The sequence below is a fragment of the Capnocytophaga felis genome, assembly GCF_009684755.1.
Taxonomy (GTDB): domain Bacteria; phylum Bacteroidota; class Bacteroidia; order Flavobacteriales; family Flavobacteriaceae; genus Capnocytophaga; species Capnocytophaga felis.
The window spans coordinates 522,195-546,044 of the sequence record NZ_BLBC01000005.1 but is presented as its reverse complement, the minus strand read 5'-3'; the positions used below and the strand labels follow the sequence as shown (position 1 = coordinate 546,044).

Annotated in this window: 34 protein-coding genes; all 34 read right to left on the bottom strand. The window is 32.7% G+C overall.

Annotated elements, in window-relative coordinates; all coding sequences use genetic code 11:
• Positions 1–53: 53 nt before the first annotated feature.
• Positions 54–527: a hypothetical protein gene (locus GN105_RS03765; RefSeq protein WP_155284093.1), complete on the bottom strand. Its 474-nt coding sequence runs from the start codon at positions 525–527 to the stop codon at positions 54–56.
• Positions 528–572: 45 nt separating this feature from the next.
• Positions 573–1,076 carry a hypothetical protein gene (locus GN105_RS03760; RefSeq protein ID WP_155284092.1) on the bottom strand — a complete coding sequence of 168 codons (504 nt, stop codon included), beginning with the start codon at positions 1,074–1,076 and terminating at the stop codon, positions 573–575.
• A 360-nt stretch (positions 1,077–1,436) separates the two neighbouring features.
• On the bottom strand, positions 1,437–2,219 hold the full coding sequence (locus GN105_RS03755; RefSeq protein ID WP_155284091.1) for a hypothetical protein: 783 nt from the start codon (positions 2,217–2,219) through the stop codon (positions 1,437–1,439).
• A 136-nt stretch (positions 2,220–2,355) separates the two neighbouring features.
• Positions 2,356–3,105: a hypothetical protein gene (locus tag GN105_RS03750; RefSeq protein WP_155284090.1), complete on the bottom strand. Its 750-nt coding sequence runs from the start codon at positions 3,103–3,105 to the stop codon at positions 2,356–2,358.
• 13 nt (positions 3,106–3,118) lie between these two features.
• Positions 3,119–3,673, bottom strand: a complete 555-nt coding sequence (locus GN105_RS03745) for a DUF4303 domain-containing protein (RefSeq protein WP_155284089.1) — start codon at positions 3,671–3,673, stop codon at positions 3,119–3,121.
• Positions 3,674–3,741: 68 nt separating this feature from the next.
• On the bottom strand, positions 3,742–4,284 hold the full coding sequence (locus GN105_RS03740; RefSeq protein ID WP_155284088.1) for an imm11 family protein: 543 nt from the start codon (positions 4,282–4,284) through the stop codon (positions 3,742–3,744).
• Between the two features lie 4 nt (positions 4,285–4,288).
• Positions 4,289–5,407 carry a DUF8184 family protein gene (locus tag GN105_RS03735; protein ID WP_155284087.1) on the bottom strand — a complete coding sequence of 373 codons (1,119 nt, stop codon included), beginning with the start codon at positions 5,405–5,407 and terminating at the stop codon, positions 4,289–4,291.
• 5 nt (positions 5,408–5,412) lie between these two features.
• Entirely contained in the window at positions 5,413–6,057 is a 645-nt protein-coding gene (locus tag GN105_RS03730; RefSeq protein WP_155284086.1) for a hypothetical protein, read from the bottom strand.
• 15 nt (positions 6,058–6,072) lie between these two features.
• Positions 6,073–6,567 (bottom strand): hypothetical protein, encoded by a 495-nt coding sequence (locus GN105_RS03725; protein ID WP_155284085.1) that lies wholly within the window; start codon positions 6,565–6,567, stop codon positions 6,073–6,075.
• The gene (locus GN105_RS03720; RefSeq protein WP_155284084.1) at positions 6,564–7,451 is read right to left on the bottom strand and encodes a leucine-rich repeat domain-containing protein; all 888 of its coding nucleotides are present in this window, start codon (positions 7,449–7,451) and stop codon (positions 6,564–6,566) included. Before GN105_RS03720 ends, GN105_RS03725 begins: the two co-directional genes overlap by 4 nt.
• Positions 7,452–7,464: 13 nt before the next feature.
• Positions 7,465–7,929 carry a hypothetical protein gene (locus GN105_RS03715; RefSeq protein ID WP_155284083.1) on the bottom strand — a complete coding sequence of 155 codons (465 nt, stop codon included), beginning with the start codon at positions 7,927–7,929 and terminating at the stop codon, positions 7,465–7,467.
• 45 nt (positions 7,930–7,974) lie between these two features.
• The gene (locus GN105_RS03710) at positions 7,975–8,790 is read right to left on the bottom strand and encodes a DUF1963 domain-containing protein (RefSeq protein ID WP_155284082.1); all 816 of its coding nucleotides are present in this window, start codon (positions 8,788–8,790) and stop codon (positions 7,975–7,977) included.
• Positions 8,791–8,811: 21 nt separating this feature from the next.
• Positions 8,812–9,252 (bottom strand): DUF4304 domain-containing protein, encoded by a 441-nt coding sequence (locus GN105_RS03705; RefSeq protein ID WP_155284081.1) that lies wholly within the window; start codon positions 9,250–9,252, stop codon positions 8,812–8,814.
• Positions 9,253–9,561: 309 nt separating this feature from the next.
• Complete coding sequence (locus GN105_RS03700; protein ID WP_227977325.1) at positions 9,562–10,236, bottom strand: hypothetical protein; 675 nt, start codon at positions 10,234–10,236, stop codon at positions 9,562–9,564.
• Complete coding sequence (locus tag GN105_RS03695) at positions 10,214–10,645, bottom strand: CTP synthase (protein ID WP_155284080.1); 432 nt, start codon at positions 10,643–10,645, stop codon at positions 10,214–10,216. The genes GN105_RS03700 and GN105_RS03695 overlap by 23 nt, the downstream gene beginning before the upstream one ends.
• Before the next feature lie 22 nt (positions 10,646–10,667).
• Positions 10,668–11,684: a DUF7638 domain-containing protein gene (locus tag GN105_RS03690; protein ID WP_155284079.1), complete on the bottom strand. Its 1,017-nt coding sequence runs from the start codon at positions 11,682–11,684 to the stop codon at positions 10,668–10,670.
• A 62-nt stretch (positions 11,685–11,746) separates the two neighbouring features.
• Positions 11,747–12,061, bottom strand: a complete 315-nt coding sequence (locus GN105_RS03685; protein ID WP_095895575.1) for a hypothetical protein — start codon at positions 12,059–12,061, stop codon at positions 11,747–11,749.
• A 3-nt stretch (positions 12,062–12,064) separates the two neighbouring features.
• Complete coding sequence (locus GN105_RS03680; protein ID WP_095895573.1) at positions 12,065–12,286, bottom strand: hypothetical protein; 222 nt, start codon at positions 12,284–12,286, stop codon at positions 12,065–12,067.
• Between the two features lie 96 nt (positions 12,287–12,382).
• The gene (locus tag GN105_RS03675; protein WP_155284078.1) at positions 12,383–13,054 is read right to left on the bottom strand and encodes a hypothetical protein; all 672 of its coding nucleotides are present in this window, start codon (positions 13,052–13,054) and stop codon (positions 12,383–12,385) included.
• A 37-nt stretch (positions 13,055–13,091) separates the two neighbouring features.
• Positions 13,092–13,424, bottom strand: coding sequence for a hypothetical protein (locus tag GN105_RS03670; RefSeq protein WP_155284077.1), 333 nt, complete (start codon positions 13,422–13,424; stop codon positions 13,092–13,094).
• 45 nt (positions 13,425–13,469) lie between these two features.
• Entirely contained in the window at positions 13,470–13,913 is a 444-nt protein-coding gene (locus GN105_RS03665; RefSeq protein ID WP_155284076.1) for a hypothetical protein, read from the bottom strand.
• Between the two features lie 38 nt (positions 13,914–13,951).
• Positions 13,952–14,596 carry a hypothetical protein gene (locus GN105_RS03660; RefSeq protein WP_155284075.1) on the bottom strand — a complete coding sequence of 215 codons (645 nt, stop codon included), beginning with the start codon at positions 14,594–14,596 and terminating at the stop codon, positions 13,952–13,954.
• 145 nt (positions 14,597–14,741) lie between these two features.
• The gene (locus GN105_RS03655; protein WP_155284074.1) at positions 14,742–15,320 is read right to left on the bottom strand and encodes a DUF6707 family protein; all 579 of its coding nucleotides are present in this window, start codon (positions 15,318–15,320) and stop codon (positions 14,742–14,744) included.
• Between the two features lie 132 nt (positions 15,321–15,452).
• Positions 15,453–16,040 (bottom strand): SUKH-4 family immunity protein, encoded by a 588-nt coding sequence (locus tag GN105_RS03650; RefSeq protein WP_095895561.1) that lies wholly within the window; start codon positions 16,038–16,040, stop codon positions 15,453–15,455.
• Between the two features lie 78 nt (positions 16,041–16,118).
• Positions 16,119–16,871: a hypothetical protein gene (locus GN105_RS03645; protein ID WP_155284073.1), complete on the bottom strand. Its 753-nt coding sequence runs from the start codon at positions 16,869–16,871 to the stop codon at positions 16,119–16,121.
• A gap of 18 nt (positions 16,872–16,889) precedes the next feature.
• Positions 16,890–17,222 (bottom strand): immunity protein Imm33 domain-containing protein, encoded by a 333-nt coding sequence (locus tag GN105_RS03640; RefSeq protein WP_155284072.1) that lies wholly within the window; start codon positions 17,220–17,222, stop codon positions 16,890–16,892.
• 13 nt (positions 17,223–17,235) lie between these two features.
• Positions 17,236–17,763 (bottom strand): hypothetical protein, encoded by a 528-nt coding sequence (locus GN105_RS03635; RefSeq protein WP_155284071.1) that lies wholly within the window; start codon positions 17,761–17,763, stop codon positions 17,236–17,238.
• A 3-nt stretch (positions 17,764–17,766) separates the two neighbouring features.
• Entirely contained in the window at positions 17,767–18,462 is a 696-nt protein-coding gene (locus GN105_RS03630; RefSeq protein ID WP_155284070.1) for a hypothetical protein, read from the bottom strand.
• A gap of 89 nt (positions 18,463–18,551) precedes the next feature.
• Positions 18,552–18,887: a hypothetical protein gene (locus GN105_RS03625; RefSeq protein ID WP_155284069.1), complete on the bottom strand. Its 336-nt coding sequence runs from the start codon at positions 18,885–18,887 to the stop codon at positions 18,552–18,554.
• A gap of 99 nt (positions 18,888–18,986) precedes the next feature.
• Entirely contained in the window at positions 18,987–19,463 is a 477-nt protein-coding gene (locus GN105_RS03620) for a hypothetical protein (protein ID WP_155284068.1), read from the bottom strand.
• A 170-nt stretch (positions 19,464–19,633) separates the two neighbouring features.
• Positions 19,634–20,479, bottom strand: coding sequence for a hypothetical protein (locus GN105_RS03615; RefSeq protein WP_155284067.1), 846 nt, complete (start codon positions 20,477–20,479; stop codon positions 19,634–19,636).
• A 23-nt stretch (positions 20,480–20,502) separates the two neighbouring features.
• On the bottom strand, positions 20,503–21,156 hold the full coding sequence (locus tag GN105_RS03610; RefSeq protein ID WP_155284066.1) for a DUF6707 family protein: 654 nt from the start codon (positions 21,154–21,156) through the stop codon (positions 20,503–20,505).
• Between the two features lie 81 nt (positions 21,157–21,237).
• Positions 21,238–21,576 (bottom strand): hypothetical protein, encoded by a 339-nt coding sequence (locus tag GN105_RS03605; RefSeq protein WP_155284065.1) that lies wholly within the window; start codon positions 21,574–21,576, stop codon positions 21,238–21,240.
• A gap of 88 nt (positions 21,577–21,664) precedes the next feature.
• On the bottom strand, positions 21,665–23,806 hold the full coding sequence (locus GN105_RS03600) for a suppressor of fused domain protein (RefSeq protein WP_155284064.1): 2,142 nt from the start codon (positions 23,804–23,806) through the stop codon (positions 21,665–21,667).
• Positions 23,807–23,850: the final 44 nt, after the last annotated feature.

Below are 23,850 nucleotides of genomic sequence, written 5' to 3'. Positions count from 1 at the left end.
AAATTGAGTTTCACGATTATTTTATCAAAGCGTTTATTCTCAATAGTATAAATTTACTTTTCCTTAAAGGCAAATGCTACTAAATGGAATTTATTTGGGTCTAAATCCGTTATGTCTTTATGATTCTCAAAATACAAAATAACGCCGCTATTAAGTTTTAGTTCTATATTTAATTTAGTGGTAGTTTTTTGAAAATCAATATGGTGTGTGTTTAATTCTTGAATGACATTTTTTAGAGTCAATCTGCGTGGTCGCTCAAAAATCCACCTATCAATGCTGATATGCTTACCTGCGTTTAGCTTTTGATAGTTAAAATGGTCAGAAAACATCATATACAACTCATTTTTAGAAAAATGAAACTCTATATTTCCATAAGTCCAAATGTTGCTGCTTGTGTGGTAATTGTCCCAAATGCTATCTGGCTTCGGAAAATTCTCTAAAATATATTCTTTTGTTTGACCAATTTTGATACAGTCAAATTTTCCTGTTTTTATAAATTCCAGAAAATCAATGTGTATAAGATTCATTATTTTTTAATACTTTGTCAAAGCTTTGACAGGTTTTTTTTTCACTCATTTATTAAGATATTTTTCAATGTTCAATTTATCTGTTTTATCTGTGTTTAATTCGTACATCTTGCCTGTGTTGTAAATGACCCAATGGTCAAAAAAAGGCGTGGCTTTACCACCTCTGGCAGTGATTTTGTGTATAAATTCTCCTGTTTTAATATCAATGCGTTCGCCAATGGCATCGTTAAAAACAATTTGATGATTGTAAATGAAAAAATCAGGGGCGTAATGGAATTCTTCCCAATTCAACTTTTTGGTTTTCCATAGAATATCGCCTTTTGCATTGAATTTTATCCCGAAAAATTCGCCGTCAATGGCAAAATATTCATCGTTACCCAAAGCTTCCACTCTGTGAATGAGTTTTTTTGAGCCCAAGTGAATGACTTTTTTCTCAAAAGTAGTCAGGTCTAACAGAATAACTTCATCTTTTTTACGACTATTAGGGTAGGAAAAAATATGATTGTAAAAGTTTTTTGAACAATAAGTTAAACAGTTGTTCCCTTGCATAAAATGCACAATCAAAGTAAATCATAAGTGTTTTATTTATAGTAAGTTATTGTTTTAAAATAGAAATTTATTTCAAAACAATTAAATATTAGTATTTGACAGCACAAAAGTATTTTACTCTGACTAAAGATGACAAAAATAATTGTCTACAAAGTGTCTACAAATTTTATTTTTTGCTTTTTTGATGAAAATTTCCGCCATTTTCGAGGAAACTTTTAAAGTTTCGTTCAGTTTTCTAAAATACATATTTATTAAAACAAGAAAGCATATATACTTTCTTGTTTTAATAAATCATTTTTGAGATTGCTTTATGCTTCCTTTTAGATGAAATAATTTAACTAAGTAAGAAAGACGATTTTTTTATGAATAATCAAAAGTAAAAAGTACAATGTGGCTTATGGGTTCGTATAACATAATGATGGCGTCGGCACCGTGTGAATAACTGTACCCTGAGACCGAAGCAATCTGATAAAACGGATTGCCATTGTGCGTGATAGAAATGTTCCAATCTTCATCTTCTGTCAGAACAAAAGCCGAAGGAATGGGTTCGCTGTCCACCCAATTGCCGCCCTGAATGTCACCTCCCAAGCTATCCAGATAGTTTCCGCCATAGTAAGGAAGTTCATCTTTTTTGCCAAAGTAACCTTTTTTCTGAAAATCTTTTTTATTTTGATTATAGGTGCTTATGGCTTCATCAAAGTTTTTGAGAGCTTCTTCGTAAATCTCTTGTTTTCGTTGCTCAAATAAAACGGAGTTATTTTTGAAATAACTCATATCCCAGTCTTGAGTCATCATTTCCTTAAGTTGGTTGTGGTACATTGGGCTTCGCAAAAAATATCCTTCTTTCCCTAAAAATTCGTATTTATTGTCTTTCGTTAGACGGAAAGCCAGCCAGTTCACCCCGATGAATTCATTATGAAAATCTTTTGTGTATTCGCCAATATAACCTTCATACGGTTCAATAGGGTTAATCATATGCAAAATTGTTTCTTCCCATTCTGGATTGATTTCTTTCAAATTGATAGAAATTAGAGGCAAAAAATGTTCTTTCAGCCAAGATTGTTTTTCCGAAAATACTGCTTCAGCTTTCGGGAAAGGGTGAAGATTTTCATTCAAATCGTTTATGTTTTCTCTAAAATACATATTTTTTTAAGTTAAAAGTTTGTTCATTAAGTTATATTTATTTGTTAGAGAGCATATATACTTTTTGTTTTAATAAATCATTTTTATGTTTCCTTTTAGATGAAATCGTTCAGGAAAGTAAAAGAATAGCTTTCTTTTATGAATAATCAAAAGTAAAAAGTATAATGCGGCTTACGGGTTCGTACAACATAATGATGGCGTCGGCACCACTTCCACAATAATTATGTCCCGCCACTTCTGCAATCATATGAAAAGGATAATTATTGTAAGAAATTTGAATACCGTCATTGGGTAATTCTTCATCGCCATCAGGATATTCTATCGTTATTTTGAAGGCGGAAGGGATTCCTTCTTCTTCTGCGGAAGTTGTCCAATTTCCATAAAACATTTCTCCGCCTAAGCTATCCAGAAAATTCTTGCGATTGGGCTTTCCATTGTACTCAGGATATCTCACGTTTACCAAAGTGCCGTACTTCGCCACGTTTTCTATACTTTGCAGATAGTTTTGTTTTAAGTTTGAAAAATGTTTCTCTTCTTCACTGTCAAAGTTCCAATTGTTGATAGTCGTTCGCATAAAAAATCCTTCCTTGCCCAGAAATTCATATTTGTTATCTTCCGTTAGGCGGAAAGCTAACCAATTGGGAGCCGTAAATTCGTTGTGATGTTTCTCTGTTCCGTCACCGATATAACCTTCATAGGGTTCAATAGGGTTAATCATATGCAGAATTGTGCCTTCCCATTCCGGATTTATTTCTTTCAAATTGATAGAAATTAGAGGTAAAAAATGTTCTTTCAGCCAAGATTGCTTTTCAATAAAAATATCTTCAGCTTTTGGAAAAACGTTTAAATTTTCTTTTAGTTTTTGGATGTCTTCTATTAAATTCATTGTTGTTGAAATATTATTTTATGATGTTTTCAAATCCTTTTTTGTCGTTCAAGACTTTTGCAGAACGATACAATAGAGACCCTTCGCCATTTTCGTCATAATCATCACTATAAAAGGCAAAAAGCAGCAACCCGTTTTCCTTTCTGTTACCAAAAACGCCCTCTTCATCACATTTTTTGAGAGCATCAATGATACATTGTTCAAAATCTGATCGGATTTGGTTGTATTTGTCGTAATCGTCCAAGCCCTTTACAAGCGAATACGCTTCGTTGTACAATTCTTCACTCACAGAAATAAAATCTCCTTCGTAAAGTTTACAAACACCTGACCAGATGGCACTTAACAATCCGTCATATTCAGGGTCATAATCATCTGTTTTTCTCCACGCCTCTATATCTTGGCGGGTAACTCCTGCGTTGTTGGCTGCGAAAAAATCATCAACCAAAAAGAAATAATATGCCACAAGGTCTTTACTTTCCTTATCGGTTTGATTTTTAATAAATTGGAAGGAATGGCGGATTTCTGCCTCTGCTAAACTCTGAATTTTTTGTTTTTGTTCTTGAGTCATAATGCTGATATTTAATTGTTTAAAAATATTTATTTTCCTAAAATTTGATGCTGTTATTTATTCTTGACTTACTTAATGTTGACATATAATTTATATTTTTCGATTAAGTTTTTCATTTTTTCAGAAATAAACCAATCGGTATAGCTATGTTTATCACGAGCGATATAAAACTCGGGCAGATTTTCGTTATATACGATATTTCCAAAATAGTCCGGTGCCAATTCTCCGTCTATTTCTTCGGTGTCCGATTTTTCGTAATCGATAATCTCCAAATACCGATTGATTTTCGCTACAAAAAATGGTTTTTTGATGGTTTTTGCCTCAATTTCAATCGGATAAAAAGTAATTTCATCGCCAATTTCTTTTGAAAGAATTTCTACAAACCGTTCGGAGAAAATGGGTAAACTTACAAAGCCTATCAGAAAATCAGCTTTTTCCAAATCCGAATCTTTTACGCCCGTGTCGGCTTTGCCGGTCAATTGCATATATTGCAGGAACGTTCCGTTGCCGTCGGGGGCAACGAAATAATCAAACATTCTGTCCGTTGAGGCTTTAACCGTTACATAAGTGCATTCGGCTCGCAATTTGGGTTGTAATTTGTACACTTTCATATTTTTATTGTTGATTTTTAGGGTTTGAACTTTTATTCAAAGCTGTAATTTCTTTTAAAAAATTGAGCATAAACGGAAAAGTTTTTATTTCATAAGTAAAAACCTTTGCATCGCTATTTTCTACTTCTAATTTTCTGTTTTCGTTGTATTTATAACAATTATTTTTGGTTGTAACGGTGAATAAATCACCCTCAAAAGCGATGGAATCTACCTCAAAACTACTCCAATCAGGCACGGCATACACCAAGAACAGTTTATCATTGATTGATTCTACTTTGTCGTAATCATTTTCAATTTGCAGGTTACCGTTTTTTACTTCAGCAATGAGAAGTAAAATTCCGGACCCTTCCGTAAACATTGAAATGATATTGCCGTTGCTGTCTCTGTTGGTTGTATCTATCCTGCAAATATTCCCTTGCCAAGTTTGGATTTCAATATCACAAAAATCAGGGGCTGGATTCTGATTAAAAACCTTATTTTGGTTTAGAAAAGCTAAATTTTTAAGCCAAACTTTATCTTCCGGATATTGTGAAACCAATTTTATGTGTTTGTAACGCCCTTGCGAGAGTACTTCAAAAGAAATTTCAGTGAAATTCTCATTTGCTTGAAAATTGAAAACGGGTAGGAGGTAGCTGTCACCATACGGATTTTCATCGTATTCAAAGCATTGATTTTTATTGTTGTATAATAAGCAAACACCGTTGTAATTGTCTTTACCGATGTACACAGAAAAGAGTTCATAATAAAGATTCGTTGAATGTTGGAGTGAAAAAAATTCTGTCGGAATTATTTCAGGAGCCGGAAGCTGAAATCCGTTTGCAAAAGCCGTTTCTCTGATGAAATTAGTAAGTTCTTCTGTATAAACATTGTACAAAAATCCGTGCAGATACTCAGGTTCTTCGTCCTCTCGGTTGAAAGTAGCCAGATTTTCACAAATTTGATAAATAGCTTTTGCGTATTCTTCCTGTGGAGCGTTGGTTTGCCGAAAGTTTTCCATTTTTTTGCAGAAAATATCCAAGTCATCACTGCATTTTTGAATGTTTTCTTGCGTAAAATATCGTTCTTCCTCCGGAGTTTGTTGCCAATCGGTGTGAATGAGTTGTATGATTTCGTTTTTTGTCATTTTTCTTAAATAAACTTTAAATTGTTCTTTGTTAGATATATGTTGTTGTTAATCAATTTTTTGGCATTTTCTGAAATCCAAAGATTGGGTTTGTATTCTGTTTTTCCGTCCGAGATTTTCGCTTTTTTACAAATACTTTTGATGGATTTTACCATATCTTTGTAAATGGGAGCAGTGGGTTCGTTATCGGTAGAAACTCCGTCAATACTTTTGGCGTGAACCAGACTAAGCCCAATCTTTCCTTCGTTATTGAAATAAGCCATTGATATTTTATTGTTAAAGAAACTCAATTCCGCCGGAGAAAGCCCAATGAAAACTTTTTTGCTTCGCACTCGTTTAAAATCAATGTTGCCGTCTGACTTTGAATCGAATTTTTCAAATCTTACCTTGCGATAATCATCAACTATAGAGATGTACATTGGTAGGTATGTGTCTGTAAGTTCGGGATTAGCGAGTTTTATTCTGCCTAAAATTATCTTTTCCCAAAAGTTTTGGTATGCTGAGAAAATGCTTTCTTTTGAATCGTATTGATAATCCAATGATACACGGCAATTTGTTTTCATAAAATAGAAATCTTCTCTGCTGAAAATCAGTTGAAATTCATCAGGAGTAATGATAAAATAGAATTTATCCCAGGTTATTCCATTCATAACGATTACAGAAATTTATTTCAGTTCCCAAGTTTGTTGTACTTTGGCTTGCTTGATGAATTGTTCAAAATTTTTAGCAGTTTGACGGATATATAAGTCGTAGTAAATTTCCCAAACGCTATGGTCTTCAGGATGGAAAAACAACTTTCCGCCATCTGTTGAACCAAAACAAAACGCCTTGCGAATTTGTTCCAAAGTAATGCCTTCAGTTTCACCTTCCAAAGGTTTGTAATTAAGGTCGGCATCGCTAAGCCATTGATAATTAAGTGAACTTTTTTTGTCGTCTGGGTCACTATTACGAATAAGCATATCGTATGCGTAGATACAATAATCTTGACGGGGCGTGCTATTTTGTTTTGCCGTTTTGCGTCTTCCATAGCGAACGCTTGTCATTTGGTTTTCGGGCTTGTTCGCCATAAAATCCTTGTATGACTGCGGGATGTTTTCATTTTCTATTCTTTTAGCGTGAAACTGCTTTTGAGTATCTAATTCTTTTCTATTGTATTTCATAATGTTATTTTTTTCTGCAATTCGTTCAGAATTGCTGTCAATTCTTTATTGGAGTGAGTATAATTGGGCTTTTTCGTTCCGAAATAGACTTCTTTTAATTTTGCTTCAATAGCTGGTTGTAAGTTTCCATCTATCAGTTCTTTAAATTGCAAAAAATCCAATTTAGGACAATCTTTCACAAAATCAATGCTTTGTATTTTTTGTAGAAAAATAACTTTTTGTAAAGTTTTGGATTTCAGTTGAATGTCCTTCAATTTTCGACAAGATTCAATATTCAGTATTTTAAGATTTTCACAATTGCTTACATCGCTAATATCCTCCAATTTACTGCCCATTTGTAACCAAATTTCCTCCAAATTTGACAAATTTTCTAACCCTTTGGCAGTTTTGCATAAAAATTGGGCAAAGCGTACCTTTTTAAGGTTTTTCAGCAATGACAAACGGCTAAAATTTTCATCAGAAAAATGACGAATTTGGATATGTTCCAAACGTTCACATTTTTCAAAATTGATGATATTTTTATGTAAAGCACCAATAAATTCTGTGAGATTTTTGCATTGCGAAATATCGAAAACTTCATTGTTTTCAGTCTGGAAAGCATCATTGAACCACATTAGGTTGATTCTCCGTAGATTAGGTAAGGAGTAAAGAGCCTCGAACCCTGTGATTATCGTATCATTATCGTGAACAATAGTCAAATCCCGAATGCTTTTTAAATCTTTCAGATAAGACAAGTCAATTCGTTTTACATTGTCCCAACCAATACCTCCAAAACTTATCGTATCGTATTGATTTTGTAAGACTTGATCGCGAACATATTCGCCTTCTGGAGCATATCCGCTGAATATATTTCCTGTTGGGAAAGTTTCAAATTTACTTTTCATATTTTTTTCAAAATTAAATGTTTTCTTTTAAAAATAGAGACCAATCATCATCCTCATCTTGAAAGTGAAGAATATGCGTTCGATATTTATCTCCGAAAATATAATTTTGTATAAAATCGTTAAAATCGGTGCTGATATTTAGCATATCTTTGTATTTTTCCGCATCAAAATATACATTTCCTGTAGTTTTATCTATAAAAACAGGCTCATAAAGTATTTGTCCGATTTCATACATTGTATTTTTAGCATTTTCAGGAACTCTGTATTGGCTTTCTAAGATATCCGAAGTTCCCCAAAGTACAACATCTCCGAAAAATCCTCCATCGCAAATTTTCAGGAAGTTTTTATGTTCTTCAGTTACTAAATTTTCGATTTCTGGATTCAATTTTGTTGCTCCTTCAGAAATTTCTCCAATCAAAATAGCATCTTCCAAAGCATTTAGCCGATTTCTGTAATGTGAAATTAAATCTTGTATCATTTATCTTTTCTTTTTTGTCAATTATGAATTTCATTTACATTTTTTCTAATAGAAATCATAGTATAATCCCCATTCTCCCGTTTTACTGTTTCTGGCAAACATAAGGCTTCCGGAATCTATCACATTAAATTGTGCTTTTTCATCGCTACTAATCTGAAATACAAATTCAAAATCATCACCGAAGTATATTCCTGACTGACAAAATGATGGATATCCGCCAAATTTGTGTGAATAACTATGTTCACCGCTCATAATATCATCATAATAATTTAGCAGATTTTCATTTTCTTTGTCATTATAATTATCTAATTCACTAATTTCATCTGCTATGTCATCAGGAATGCCTCCGCCGTCCCAAAAAGGAAAATCTCGCTCCTTATAGATAGGTTTTAGCGGAAAAGGTTTGGGATATTCTTGTGTCGGGAATTCATATTCAACCAATTCATCTTCAGTAGTATATTCTCGGATAAGCCAACCGTCGCCATTTGTGCCAAGTTCGGTAGATAGTTCCCAATATTGCTCTCCATTTTCATCAATTTTTGAAGTAGCTGTTTCACCTTCAATGTGCGGGAACTCTTTTCCCATAAATACCGTAAGCCAAGTGATGTGCTTTAATTGTTCGGGGACAAAAGGCAAATCAGGAAGATAAAACTGAGCAAGTGGATACAATTCTTTGCCATTTTTGTCAATAACAGCTTGCTTTTCGTTAGGTTTACAAAGAAAAACACGACCAATCCAATTTTCATTTCTTTCTCCGCTTGGGCAAAATCCTCCCGTTTCAAATTCAGTAATGGGTTTTTGTAATTTTGTTTTGAATTCAGCTATCTTTTGCTGAATGTACGCTGATTTTTCTTTACTCATATTTTTTCGTTTTTTTGGTTTTTATTTATAAAAATGTTCTATATCATTTTGGTTTGTGAATTTATCTAAGAAAGGCAAAGCATATTTTTCAATATCTTCCAAAACTAATTGTCTTTCCGATTGATATTTTTGTTTTCTGGTGAAAATATCCTGAATTTCATCAAAGGCATACCAAAAATCTTCATTTTTCTTGATATTCCCGATGCGTTCCCGTATATGAAAATGCGTCATCGGAGGGAAATTATTGTCAGTTTTAGCTATATCTACACCAATATTTATTGTAAAAGTAATAGATTCATTGCTGTTATAAAGGCTTTTTTGAATATTTATAAGCTGACAAACATCGTTTTTTATCCGATAAAAGTTAAGTGCTTTTTTCTTGAATCCGATAGGCTTTAACAAATCATAAACGGCTTTAATGGTTTCATCAAAAGCGACTTGTGCATTAGTTTTTTCTTTCATATTCTGCTGTTTTTGAGATGTTTTTTGATGCTAAGTAAAATGAATTTTTTGTTTTACAATTGTTTTTTTAGTTTTCTTATCAAGAAATTTTATTTTTATAATTCACTTTTCTATTTTTCATACTTACTTTTTGATGTTTTATCAAGGAATTTTATTTTTACAAGTCACTCTTCTATTTCGCGTACTTACTTTTTGATTTTCTTTTAAAAAATACCTCATTCTACACTGACTTTTTTGTTTTTTGTACTTTCTCTTTGATTTTTTACACTAACTTTCCTATTTTCTTTACTTACTTTCCTATTTTTGAATTTATTTTTCACCTAAATTTCTGATGAGTTTGTCAATTTCTTCAAAATGTTCCTTATTTGAAGCTGCATAACATACATCATAATAAGGTTTGTTGTTAAAAATAGCAATAATATCACCTATAAAGTTACCATAGAAATCAATACCTATCCATTTTTTGAAAGCAAAGGGCTTTTTTTGGAAATTTTGTTTTATAAATTTTAATTCTTCTTCATTTATAAATAAAAAATCTTCTGACGAATATTCAAAACTGAAAACTGCTTGTAAATTTGCCATTGCATTTAAGAAATCAGTAAGCGTTTCAGATTCTTTTTCCCAAGTTTCTTGGTTTTTACTCATATAAACAGACGGATTTTCCTCTGTAAGGTCTTCTTTTTGAATAGCCCATACACAAGCCCACTGATTTTCTGCATAAAAAATTAAATAATCTTTATTCTTTGACCATTGAACTTGCTCAGGAATGAGTAAACTATCTTGTGTTTGGTTCAGTTTTGTTATTTTTCCTAATTGAACATAATAATCATATAGCACTTGGGGGATATTAGAGCTTACTTTTCTAATATTTTGTAGCTCTTCATCGGTAAATCCGTTGTTTTCTTGGATATTGAAAAGTGTTTTGATGTAATTAAAGTCTGTCATTGTCTTATTTTTGGTTTTATACGCTTGTAAAATCTTCATAGAAAGCTAATTTTTCTCTGCAGAAGGCTATTAAAAGGCGTTTTTCAGGAATTTTTTTCTTTCCGAAGCCACCTAAACAAATTCCTAATGTTTTAAAAGTAGTATATTGCTTTCCTTCTATAAAATTATTGTCAATTTCCTTAAGTTTTTCCAATCCTAAACTGAAAATATCCCTATTTTCAATCATTGGTGTAGTGTCTTTCAGGCAAATTACTTGATTTAGAATATAATCATTGCCTTTTTTATCATAAATAAGCTCTTGTGCATTACGAAATTCTGTTATTCTTTGCATTATATTATCTATTTCTACTTTGAGAGCCTCTCCAAATTGAGTAATGATTTCTTTTTGAGTTTTCCCAAAGTGAAAATTGCCAACACTTTTGTAGGGTTTGATATTAATTTCGTTCATAAGTTTATTTTTTGATATTTTTTTAATTGTTGTTTTCATCTTTTATTTCCGGAATTTGGATATTTGGCAGTGGGTCTCCCATTTTTTTTGCAATTTGATAATGCGACCAGCCTTCAATTTCCTGTTTTCCGTAAATAATCATCCGAATTTCAGTGTCTCTGGTGTCCATATCGCCCAGATACATACGCTGATGTTCAGGAACTTTCTCATATGCTTTTTTCAGTTTGCTTTGGTTTTCCTTCGTTGGATTGTTTTTGAATTCTTTGAATGTATTTAAGCAAATTTCAAACAAAGTAGGTACATTATTGAGCTTTCTGAATATTTCTTCAATTTCCTTTTGTATATTCTTGATGCTATTGCACCAACTTTTTTGCTCAATGGAGAAACTTCCTAATCCATAGATATTTATAACTGAATTTTTTGGCGGATTCGTTACTATTTTTTTCTCTTTGACGAGCTTTTTAAATTCCTCAAAACTGATTTCAAACGGATTTTCAAGCCTTGTAATCTGTAAAGTGTGGTCAGCAAAAGCGATAATTTTTACCAAATGATAGATTTCATTTTCTTTATAGTACAGATTTAAACTATTGGCTTCAATTTTTTTAGAATTAAATCCATATTCATTTTTAATTTCTTTAAAAATAGTTCCTTGACCGTTTTCGCCAATGGTAATTTCGCCTATTTTTTTCTCAACATAGGTGTAAATATTTTTCCATTGCGGGTTCATTTCACGAATAAGGCTTTCAACATAGGCAATAAAACCTTTTTTGTTGAAAATCCATTGCGAATTTTTGATTTTCCAACATCCTAAATTAAAAATTGAAATGTCCTCGCCATCAGGAACGCTTAAAACCACCCATTCGCTATTAACTTCTTGCTTAAAAATCTCAAAATCGTGAAAATTCCAGCAATAAACACGTCCGTTTTCGTAAATATCTAAATCTACGAAGTGATAACCTCCGTTTTCAATAATCGCAGGAACGGAAACGCCTTGTATTTCTTGTGTTTTGTAAACTTTATTTGAAGGTTTGAAATTCATATGTTTTTTATTTAATAATGATAGAAGATTTTTAATTTGTTCGTGTTTTCATTTATGATTTGCTAATCGCTTAAACATTGCAAATTTTCTTTGTGATACACTGCATAAGAGATAATTGTAATGATTTTATATACAAAATTTATTTCAGATGATGCGGTTGCTTTTTGTGTCATTTCAAGGGAAAGAGAAAATAGTTCTTCATAAGCAATTTCTAATTCTTCAAGGTAGAAAACGGGATTATTATAATAGTTTTCCCATAGTTTTTTGATGAATTTTATTTCGGTTTTGTCATAAAGTTTGGCTAAAATGACTTCCTCTTCATAAGTAATATAGCCAATACCTTTATTTTGAGCATTTTTTAGGTGAATTGAGAGCATAATTTATTCGTTTTTTAGTTCGATTTGCTTTTCGGAAAGAATTTCTCCACGATACCTTTTTTCGTATTTTGTTAGAATTCCATTTTGAAAGTATCCGATGTAATAAGCTCGTTCATTTTCGTGTTTGGTGGCTTCTTCTTCCGAGATTTCTTCGTAAAGATAAGTCGGTTTGCCGGATTTTTGTTTATGCAAATCGGAACAACTTAAAAAGAATCGTTTTTCCATAGCTTTTTTAGGCTTTTTGATAGCGAATTTGATGATTTTGTATTTATTTTTTCATTTTTTAGTTCTGATGAAGCTAATTAGGTTTTGAAATACTTTCTATGTAAGCAAACCAATTTCAATTTCATCATTAAGTGGAATACGGTTCAGGTTTTCGTGTGATGTTTTCTCGCTTTGGGCTTTATTAAAAACATTAAAGGCGTATATTTTTTTGATTTTTCCATTTAAGATTTCACCAATTTGTCCTTGCCAAATCTCCTCTTCCTTAGGAATATAGGAGGTGGAACTCCAAAAACTTTCTTTTGTTATCCATTCATTCCAAGTTAGGTTTTTATCAGCAAGATAGCCGTAAGCGTAATCAATTCGGACAATAGGCAGATAAGTTTCGATGATTTTTTGAGCCTTTTCGTAGTCGAAATTATCATTAGCTTGCCAGAAAAACTCGATATCTAATCGGAAAAAGTTATGCGATTGCATCCATAAATTGAATTGTGACCTGTAATTGTAATAATCTTTGTGCGAAGCGCTGATTCCGAACAGATTTTTGTAGCCTTTTTTATCGATTTTCTTCCAAAAGGTTTGTTGTTTTACCAGCGGGTCGCCTTTTGAAATGCCATATCCCGAACCATTGATGTCCATTCGTAAATCGGTCTGTGTAAATATCTCTTCGCCAATGGCAATGAGTGTTTTTACTAATGTTTCTTTCTCGTTTTCGCTGTAATTTTCCTTGCCAATGTTAGCATAAATGCGAAGGTAATTTTGTTTTTTCATTAGAATTTAATTTTTTTAAGATTAAGTTATTCAAACACTAATATTTCATTAATAAAGATGATTTTTTATCGAAAATATCTTTGTGAAAGTGAATAGATGTTCCGTATTTGAATTCATATTTTAAATGTGATGATAACATTTTAAAAACAGATGATGTTGCTTTTATCTCTCCTTCAAACCAAATATCCCAAGCCATTTGTATCGTTTTATTTTCTTTTTCAAATTGGTATAAATCAAAGTCGATAGCTTTATCAAAGATTTCGGGGCTGTATTCTGCAATGAGTTTCCAACTATTTTCTTTCAGATAATCAACAATTTTATAAAATATTTCGGTTGGAATATCAGTTGCGATTTGTGTTTTGTTATTCATTATCAGTATTTTGTGTTATTAATTGGTTGGGTTAAAGCAAATGAGCTATTTTTCTTTCTGAAGGTTGGGATAAGGATTCTCTTTTGATGATTTTCGCCAAATGCTTTTCTCTGCTAAATGCAATCTTTCTTCCAAATCAAAGTTTCCCATTTTTGAAAATACATTATCTTTATTAATTATTTGATTTTCATTGTTTAAAATTGCTCCATTTGTTTTTTTTGCAAGGAAATAAGCAATGCGGTACACATTTTCTTCCGTATCGGAAGTGATTTTGAAAGTCAAATTATCTTTTTCAATGCATTGTATGTCAAACCATTGTTTGTTTTCTCGGGAACGCATATAAAGCTCTGTCCAATTTCTGCTATAAACGGGAGAAGCATCGCCATCACTGTCACAATTATGAAAATCATCACCAAAAAAGAAAGCTTTAAATACGGGAAAATCAGGTCTTTGTTCGTTTATTTGTACTTTTAAAGAAAATTGTTGCATTGAATTTTTATTTTGGTTTGTATTACTAAATTTACTGCCTATCTGAATGCACTATATGTGGCTAAAATCGTACTTAATTTAGATGTGTAATCCTCAATGTATTTCATTGTAATGTCATCACCATAAGGTTCAAAACATTTTTTACTTAATTCAATATCAAGTAGATAAATGTATTTTTTCTTAAACCAAATTTCTTTGCTTATTTGGCATAACTCGGTAAAATTTGCTTCTTCTTGTAATTTACGAAAGGCTTTTAATTCTATCAGTTCTCTTTCACCAAGTGTTTTTGCCCCTGATGCCTGAGTAGAAATATTACTTACGCTGTACATTTCCTTAATAACTGCATCTTTAAGATAAGCTGCACTCGGCAATAAATTAGTAAGTCTGTTTATATAATCATCAAAGAAACCTGTCCCTAATTCCCAATTTTCTGCCAATGGAATACCAATAGCCAAAGGATTTCCTATCCAACTATCATCATTATAGCGTGGCGGAGAAATAATTAGGTGTCCTCTTTGGCTTTTTTGTGAATGCTGACTGATGTAAACATACATATATACTAAGTTTTCGCTATCCAATTCTTTAACCCAAGAACGCATATTACGAATCTCCATTGGAACAGCGAAAAAACCTTGTTCTTTTAGAAACTGCTTTAATTTCTTAATCTCTTCTGCAAAACTCATAATAATGTTTCATTTAGTTTGTTTAGAATTTAAAAAATACTTTTTGATATTATTCATAATTATTTATTGATAGAATTTCCTTTTTTTTCAAAATATAAAAAAATCTTCAAAAGAAATGCATATTTCGGGTATTTTATCAGCAAATTTACTTGCTAAACTTTGCGTTTAATGCTTTTTGTCGCTCGATATTGGAATTAATTTCAGCTAAAACGTTTTTTTTATCCAATTTTCCTGTTGCTCCTATTGCCAAAACCTCTAAATAACGTATTAAAGCAGTAGTTCGCCAAGTAAATTCTTCTTTTTCAGATGTGTTGTAACGTTCCAATTGCTCCAAACTGCTCTCCACCAGCATTCCGTCACGTTTTTTTTGCAGATGCTCAGCGTGTTCCTCATCGTCATCCCATTCGGAGCGTACCTCATTTATCAAATAATGCTTAATTTTCTCCTTTTCGGTGTTGTCATTGCTCAAAAAATAACGCAAGGTGTAACTTGGTTCCACAAAAGTCCATTGGTTAAAATTGCCGTTAAACGGAATTTGCGTCATCAAATCAAGGAGCGTTTGAACGGCAGGTAAATTGTTGGTGTACAATAAACTGAAAAGCAGGTCATTGGCTTTTTTTAAATTGCCTGCATTGGTTGCCGAAAATTTTTTGTCCAACAACTCAATGTGTTTTATTTGTTGGGCAGTAAGCCCTTCGTGTTTTAATAATTCTTTGAAATTCATTGTTACTATTTGTTTAAATTATTCTGTTTTTGATAGAAAATTCTAAAAAAACAGGCGAAAATTCCTGCCAAAGCACTGATTGTCTCTTTGATTTTTTAAAGTAGTCCTTTTTTTATAAAAAGATTAAATTCTTTACTTATTCTTCTTTTTTTGCTGATAATTATGCTTTGGCATTCCTAACGTTCTGTCTACGACGTTATGCATCAGGTAAGCAAAGCCATCTTCAAGTATAAATAGCTGGTCAGACCAGTAAGTTTGTTCGTTTTCAACAGCAGCAGGGTCAAAACTTTTGATAAATTCCGTAATTCGTTCTACTTCGGCTTCCATTGGGAAGTCCTCATCACTTTGATGAGCCTTATACATAAAAATTCCAGCCATATATCGGCAATAACTCCTGTAAAATGCCGTGAGGGAACTATTCACAAACACTAAGTTGCTTTCATCTTCATAACAGAAATCATATTTAAAGATTTTTCCTTCTTTGTCAATCACAAAATATTGTTTCTCAAAGCCAATTTTTCCGAAACATAAAAAATCACCAAAAGGAATGCGTATTTCGGGCATTTCATCGGCAAATTTTACAAAATAAATCCTTTCGTGTTCGTTGTCGAGAAGCAAAGGTATTTCGCTTTCGTATATTTTGTTAATGTCTTTCTCTTCTTCTTGGCGTTCTTTCAGAATAGTTATGCCGTCTGTTTGTAAACATTTTAGTAAATTCATTGTTAGCTAATTAATCTGGTTATTTCGCAAAAATATTTTTAATTTCTAAAAATAATTGGATTTGATTTTCTTCGCTTTTTACCATTTCTTCCACCAAAGGAACTTTCTTTGAGGTTGTATTCCCATTTCTTTTAATTGTTTGCGAAATTGTGGTTTTTCTTTTCCTAATTTGTATAGTAATTCGTGGTCTGTTTGATGATTATAGAAAGCAAATGCTTCCAAAATTTGGCGTGTATGCCAATAATCTTCTGAAAATAGAAATTCTGTGAGTTCACTAATTCTGTTAGGGGGAGCAATGGTAATGAGTGCTTCTATAAACAGATTTTTATCGTGCTTGTTTTCAGTATGATGTATTTTTTGTAAAAGGTCATCGAATACTTTATTATCAGTAGCGAGTTCTGATGCGGTTCGATGCTTATTTTGAAAATCCGGAGATTTAATACCAAAGGCAGAAACATCGGTAATTTCTTCAGATTTTACCTTTTCATAAAAAGTTTTGAGTGTCCGAAAGACTGGTTTTGTCCAAAAATCTTCTGAGAAAAAGAAAATCCAACCTCGCATTATTCCTTTTGTCATAATTCCTGCACAATTGCTGTCTTCATCTGCTGAAAATAACAAAATGTCATCACAAAACGAAAGATTTTCATATTCTTCTTTCAGAAATTTTACGTGTTCAGTGTAAATTTCAACTTCTTCTGCATCAAAAAGATGTATATTTCTGTCGAATTTGGTGTAATTGGCATACCAATCATTGATAATATCAATTTCTTCCTGCAAAAGTCCTTCAGGATTGAGATTGAAATCCTTAAAATAATCTTTGTGATACGTCATTTTCAGTTGGTTTTTGGGTTAATTTTCATCTTTCCAGACATCTTCATAGCCTTCATTGTCAATGATAAAACGAAATCCTTGCTTTAATCCCAAATAAGGTAATACTTCGGGCAAAATTTCAATCAGATGATACCAATGTATTGGTTTGTAGAAATCATCTGCATCAGAATACTCTCCGCAGTAAATAAACCACGAAACGTTTTTGCCTTCCTCCAACACGATTCGCTCCCCAACGATGGGCATTTGTCCGAGTGTGTCTAAGGCTACCGCTACCATTTCATTGAGTTTTAGTTGCTCAAACTCAGATTGGTATTTTGCACAAATTTTCAGTTGTGATTCCTTTATGTTCATAGTTTTGTTCTTTTTATATTTTACCCATTTTATCTCCTATAAATTGCCTCCATTCAGGCTTTAGCTTTGGGCTGATATGTTCAGTTAATTGTAATAGTTCTTTTTTGTATTGAGAACCAGAAAGTTTATAAATTGCCCATAACAGTTTTTTATGAAACGAATAATAATTGTTGTACTGCATATATTTCAGTTTCACTCGGAAAGCTTTAAGCAAATACGGAACGGTTTCTTTGTTTCTGTTGTCTTCCAAAACAGAAATAATATCTTCGTGACGTTCGTGCCAATCTTTGAGTAATAATTCTTGACAAAGTGCTACAACTTCTTTATTATGAATATTAAAAATGAATACAATCAACAACGCATTTTCTAAAGTTTCTCCATCTTTGTTTGCTGTACAATCTTTCAGAAACAGAATTGAAAGTGTTTCAACCGAAATATTTTCTTTTTCAGCACATTGCGTGATGTAATATTTCAGGTCGTATTCAGAAAGTTTTTCCTCATAAAAAAGGTCAATGTAATGATTTATTTCTGCAAAATCCATTGTTTATTCTTTGATGTTGAGTTTAATTCCGTGAGCTACTGCAAATTTTAAGATGTCCTCGCCGACAAAACTGCCATAAGTAAAATTAATTTGTTTGACGGTTTGTAATTTTTCATATGATTTGATGAATTTTCCTTTGTAACTGCAATTTTGCACGAAATTATTGAGGAAAATTTCTGCTTTTTCTTTTCCGCCGTGCCAAAATACAAAGTAGAAAGGTAAAAGTTCATCGTGTTTTACATTTTTGTTGAAAATTGCTCCATTTTCTAATAAAAAATCTACTGCTTTGTCTTTATTTTCAAAAAGTTCAAAAATAGGTAAGGCATATTCTTTTAAATACTTTACAATTTCATCGATGGTTGGCTGAAAACTAAGCCCTGCCAAGTTCCATGCGTGCCAATATTGACACGGCGTGAGGTAACCGAGTTGTTTAGTAAAGATTGACTCCCACATTTCTTGTCCGTTACTTTGTGTGTTGAGCCATTTTTCCATTTTTTTGGAAGAAATGTTAATGTGCGGAAGTATGCTAACGCTACCGCTATGGTTTCGCATACTGGTCTGAAAGTAAATTTCAAACTCAATGCTTTTATCTTGACTTGTTTTCTTTAATTTTCTGCCTTTTTGAATGGCTTTAAAATCAGGGAATTGCTGGGCAATTTCGCCACAGGCTTTTTCAAAAATTTCTTTCGGTGTACTCATATTTTTTTCTTTAGTTTGATTTGTTCATTTTTGTAATTCTGCCTTGAAATATCAATGTTTTTGTTAATACCATTTTGATATACAGATTTTTATTGCAATTCGATTTCTTCAACAGAAATAAAATTAAATTTTAATGTTTTGAGATGGTCGCATTTGAGTTTACAAAACATTTTATTGTCTTTTTCTTGAATTTCAATAGCTTCAATTCGGATAAAAACATCTTCCTCGTCATCTTCAGTGAATAATTGATTGGCTTCTTTTTTCCATTTGCTAAAAAACTGTATATCATTTTGATGATGAAATTTTAACAAAATACGTGTTTTTTGCGGATAGAAAATAGAATAAAGAGAAATCCATAAACTCAAAATCTTTTCGGAAACAATAACTTTTTCCAAACCACCATCGTGATAACAATATTTTAGCATTTTATACAATTTGTTGCCTTTATTTTATTAAAGATATTTGGCTAATCGTTTTTCTTTTAAATTTTGGTAGAGACACGATGCGTGCGTGGTTATTTTAATTTAAAAATCTTCATTTTCAAATTTATTGCCAATGGGTTTCAAATTAAGCATTTGTAAAAATTCACCAAAGCTATCGGCATATTTTTCGCAGCGATAGAGGTCAGTATCGTTATCCCAATCCGAATCATCGCTAAAATGCCATACCGAACTATCGTGCAGATTGATAAAAACGTTACCTTCATAAGTGTCAGCTATGGTAAAGCAAGTTTTCACTTCGTCAATAGAAATCGGTTCATCAAGACGTAAGGGCTTGACTTTTTCAAAATCATAATCGGCTTTGCTAATCCATTCATACCAAAACGATTTTTTATCATAACTATTTGATAGCAAACCTTTTTTTGTATAAAGTTTGATTTGCTTATTATGGCGATACGGATTGTTAAAATACCATACTTGAAAATTTTCTTTTGAATCAATTTTTTCAATAAATTCCAAATAGTCTTTCGGAATGTTTTTGCCTAAATGTTTGGTTATCATATTTTTAATTGTGTTTATTTAATCGTTTCTCTTTCAGTAACTTTAATTCTTAGTTGATGAATTTATCTATATTTTTTTGCAACGTTCCCCAATTTTCAAAATCAGGAACTTCCAACCACTGCGGGAATTGTAAAGTTTTGAAATCAACAAATTTGCCGATAAGTTTCATCTTACTGATTATCAAATGCTAAGTGTAATAATGCTTTTTGTAATTGCATCAAGTTTTCCAAGTTTTGACTTCTTACTGAAAAGGCAGAACTTTCACAATCAAAAAGTAATACTTTAAGTAAAGGTTTATTGGTTTCTTTTAAGTACTTTTTAAGTCGTTTTTCGATGTCGTATGCGTTGATTTCGGTATCCTCAGAATACTGTTTTTCAGTCAAAAAAATATTAAAGTCATCTAATAAAAAGGTGTATTCATTATCAGATGAAGCAAAGATGTGAGGACAAAAACTGCGTGTCTTGTTTCTTGGAATTGTTTGCTCTTCTGGTGCTTCCTCTTTTTCTTCTAATTTTTGTAAACATTCGAGCAGATAATTTTGTAAAGCACCTCCTAATTTACTGTATTTCAATTCAGCCAGAGCAATGTATTTGTCTTTCAATGCTTGATTTTTTACCTTTACGACTATTTCACGTTTTTGGGCGTCACTTTTCCATAAAAAGTCAGGAATATCAATGCTGTTATTAATGATTGTGTCCAAATCTTTTGTCAAGTTTTGTAAAAAATCATCTCGTAATGCTTTTGGAATCTTGCGTTTATTACGTTCACAATAATCAAGCAGAATTACTTTCCATTGCTGAGCCTCTTCGGTCATTATGGGATTATCTCCTCCATCAAAATGTTCACAAAGGAGGCTCAATGCTTTAATGTTTCCAAAAATACTTGTGCGTATTTTGTCCAAAGTTTTGTAATGTTCAATATCTTCACGAATATTTTTAACATTATAATTGGCTGCATCAAAAAAAGCTAATGAGGATAAGTCATTTCGTTGTAGTTCACTATCTGTTATTTTCATTGCTGTATGTTATTTTGGGTTACTTAAAGATATTTAGCTAATCGTTTTTCTTTCAGTAGCTTTAATTCTTGATTGATGAATTTATCCATATTGTTTTGCAATGCTTCTTTGTTTTCAAAATCAGGAGCTTCCAACCATTGCGGGAATTGCAAAGTTTTGAAATCAACAAACTCGCTGATAAGTTTCACTTGGCTTGCTTCTTTCAAAAGCCCCAAGTGCATCGCATACTCATAGCCCAAATCTTCCTCTTCAAGGGCTACGACAACATTTTTACAGTATTCACGTATCTCATTAAGAGATAAAATCCGATGGAAATAGTAATCCAAACTTTCCTGTGCTTTTTTGGTACTTTGACATTGGGTAACACTTTTGTAATGCTCAAAAATAGCTTTCCGCTGGTGGGAAGTAATGCTCGGAATTGCAGCAATGATGGCTAAATACGATTCTACATCGCCCCAAATGAGGAAATCTTCTTCAAAAGGTACGCTCAAAACTTCGGGAAGTAAAGCCAAAAGCGGTTCGTATTTTTCACAAATAAAGAGACTATCCATCAAATCGGATAACGTTTCCCTGTTTATTGCATTTTTTATAGAGAATTTCTTCTTGAGTTTTTCTAAATTTTTTTGTTGCCTTTTGGTGATGCAAAAAGGTTCTATTTTTTCAAACGGAATATTCATTTTTTTTATTGTTAGAAAAATTTATTTGTCTGTCCGCAGTGTAATAAATGATTTTTTTATAAAGAATTGGTTTCCAGTTTTTTATTTTAATAAATGTAATACACGAAGGCTAAAAGTATCTTGCATTGTAAGCTGTTTTTTATCCACAGGAATAATCGTTAAAATATCATTTTCAGCACTATATCTGTACATTTGCCCATTTAACACTTCATAAAAATAACCTACAAATTCCTCATTTGATTCTTCATTATCTGTATTTTCAACAAAGTCCGTAAAGCGGATATGTTCGGCTTTCACACCGATTTGTTTTTCAATTTGTTTGAGCCAAGTCGGAAATTCTTTAGGAATGTTTTCTGTCAAATCATAAATATCTTCAAGAAAAACTTCATCTGGAATTTCATCAAGTTTCATAGGTTCCATATATTTTTTATGTTTGTTGTGGAAAAATTTTACTTGTTAATAGTTTAAAAAGCCAATCCCTCAGAAGAGCGGGATTGGCAAGAATGAATTAACTTCCTAAGTTCAAGTAGATTACAGGAGTTCCGTCTTCTTGATAGGATTCCAAATCGAAGCCTTCAAAGAAAATATGGTCGCCTAAATCTTTGTTTGACAATGTATTGTGAATATGACGAAGCAAATTCAACGCCCCGAAATAATCGCGGTCTTCACTTTCAAGTTCTGTCAATATGCGGGCGTAGTACATTCCGTCTTCGTCTGGGTCGTCAAAAGTTTCGGGATTAAGTAAACGCTCATTTTCCAAAATATCTTTCTCACTTTTGATGTAAGCATCATACATCATCATCACTTTGGAGCTATTGAAAATTGTGGCAAACGGTGTGAAATCTTCTAAATCCTTCTCAATATCAGCGTTATATTCTTGTACGTCTTCCCAGAAATGCATCAGCGAACCATAAAAACGGTCGTTAAACGCCCACGCAACATCATCTAACAGATTCGGAGTTTCCATAGCTTCGTAACCTTCGCAAACGTTGATACGATGGATATCTACCACAGGCGGATAAGCAACATCAGCAGCTTCAAACTTATCAAGCAAATCGTCCGCCGATTGGTCGAGTTTGAACTGTGTTTCTTCCGGATAAAGCGGTACCACATAGAAAAACCCGACAGCTTTTCCTGAAGGTAGTTCTGCCATTGCCCATTGAGTTTCCTCATTATCTTCACTTTGCGTAATAGCTCCGATAAGCATCAAACAATCGAAATTGGTGCCTTCCAAAGCCTCGCCTGTTGGGATAGTGTGTCCGTATCCTAAGTAAGTTTGATGGTGAATAGGCAATCGGGCTAAATTTTTCAGCCAACGGATAGGCCAATAATCTTTCTCGTCCTCACTTTGAATGTTCCAAGTAGGAGGAAGATTGATAACCAATTCAGCAAACGGTGATGATGAATATTCTTCTGGAGTGTACATCTGAAAAGCTCCCATACCGCCCGTTACCAACGTGTAATAATTCCGCTCGGGTGTAGGTTTTATAATGTATATATCACAATGAATATCAGGTGATACTAATTCGTGAAGAACCTCGTCAAATTTACCGAAGCTCTTTTCGATGTAACTCTCCAAAGCTACGCGTTCCTCTTCTGTGTAGTAAGCCAATTCTTCGTAATTTTCATTTTCAGCAAATTCAAGAAGATGATTTTCAGAGTTGTATGCTAATTGTCCTGATTGTAAGTTGCGAATGATGTAACCTAACCAATCTTTGATATCATTATAAAGGTAACCTACCTCAAAGTTATTGATATCTTCGTTGAGCATCACGCAGATGATTTGCCCGTAAAATTCTTCTTGTTTAGGGTCTAAATCCATACAAATGAAGAATCGTTCTCCGGCTAAAATCGGAATCCATTTTGGGTTGAAAAGCGTATTTTTGATGTCTTCTTCATCGAAGAAAGCCTCTTCGGAGAGTTTGACACTTTTCCAATTTTCGCCATAATGTTCCTTTACGAAATTCAGCCATCTTTCTTGAATTTGAGGGACTTCACTTAATGAAACAAAATGCTGATTATCAGTGGCGAAAAACGGCACGATTTCGGTTTGACCGTTAAATGTGCGATAGAGTTCTTTGTAAGCCCCGGGAAGTTTCGTTCCGATTTGTTTTTCAAAGCTTTCCAGCTCAGTATCAGAAGCTCCTTTGGCAAGAAGAGTACGCAATTTGGGTGCTTTTTTCTCCAAAAAGTTTAAAAAACGCTCCAGCGGATATTGCACGCTCTCTCTTCCACCATTGTAAACATCTACGGGCGAAATGCCTTTTTCTTGAGCATATTCAATGCAAGCCAGATAGGTTTCCACGTCGTTGCCACAGCCTTGCAGCTCTCGTTCTTTGAGGAAGTGTTTTTTAGCTAATTCGCTGTTATTTAGGTAGAAATATGAATACCCGATACGATAATTCCACGAAGCCGTTTCGCCAAGCTCTTCTTCCAGATATTTAAAAACTTCAATTGCTTTTTGCAGATATTTCTCATTTCCAACCGATTGGTCGAGCCAGTAAAAGTTATTGTAAGCCCTTCCGAGTTCGCTCAAAACGGCGGTAGAACGCTGCTGCACAGGCAGGTTTTCTATGAAATCAATAATGGCTTGGATGTTGTCGTTTTCGTCCCAAGCATCAATTTTTTTCAAGATTTGTTTTTCTGTCATAGTTTTGTAAATTAATTGAAATATGTATTTTATATTCTGTTTTT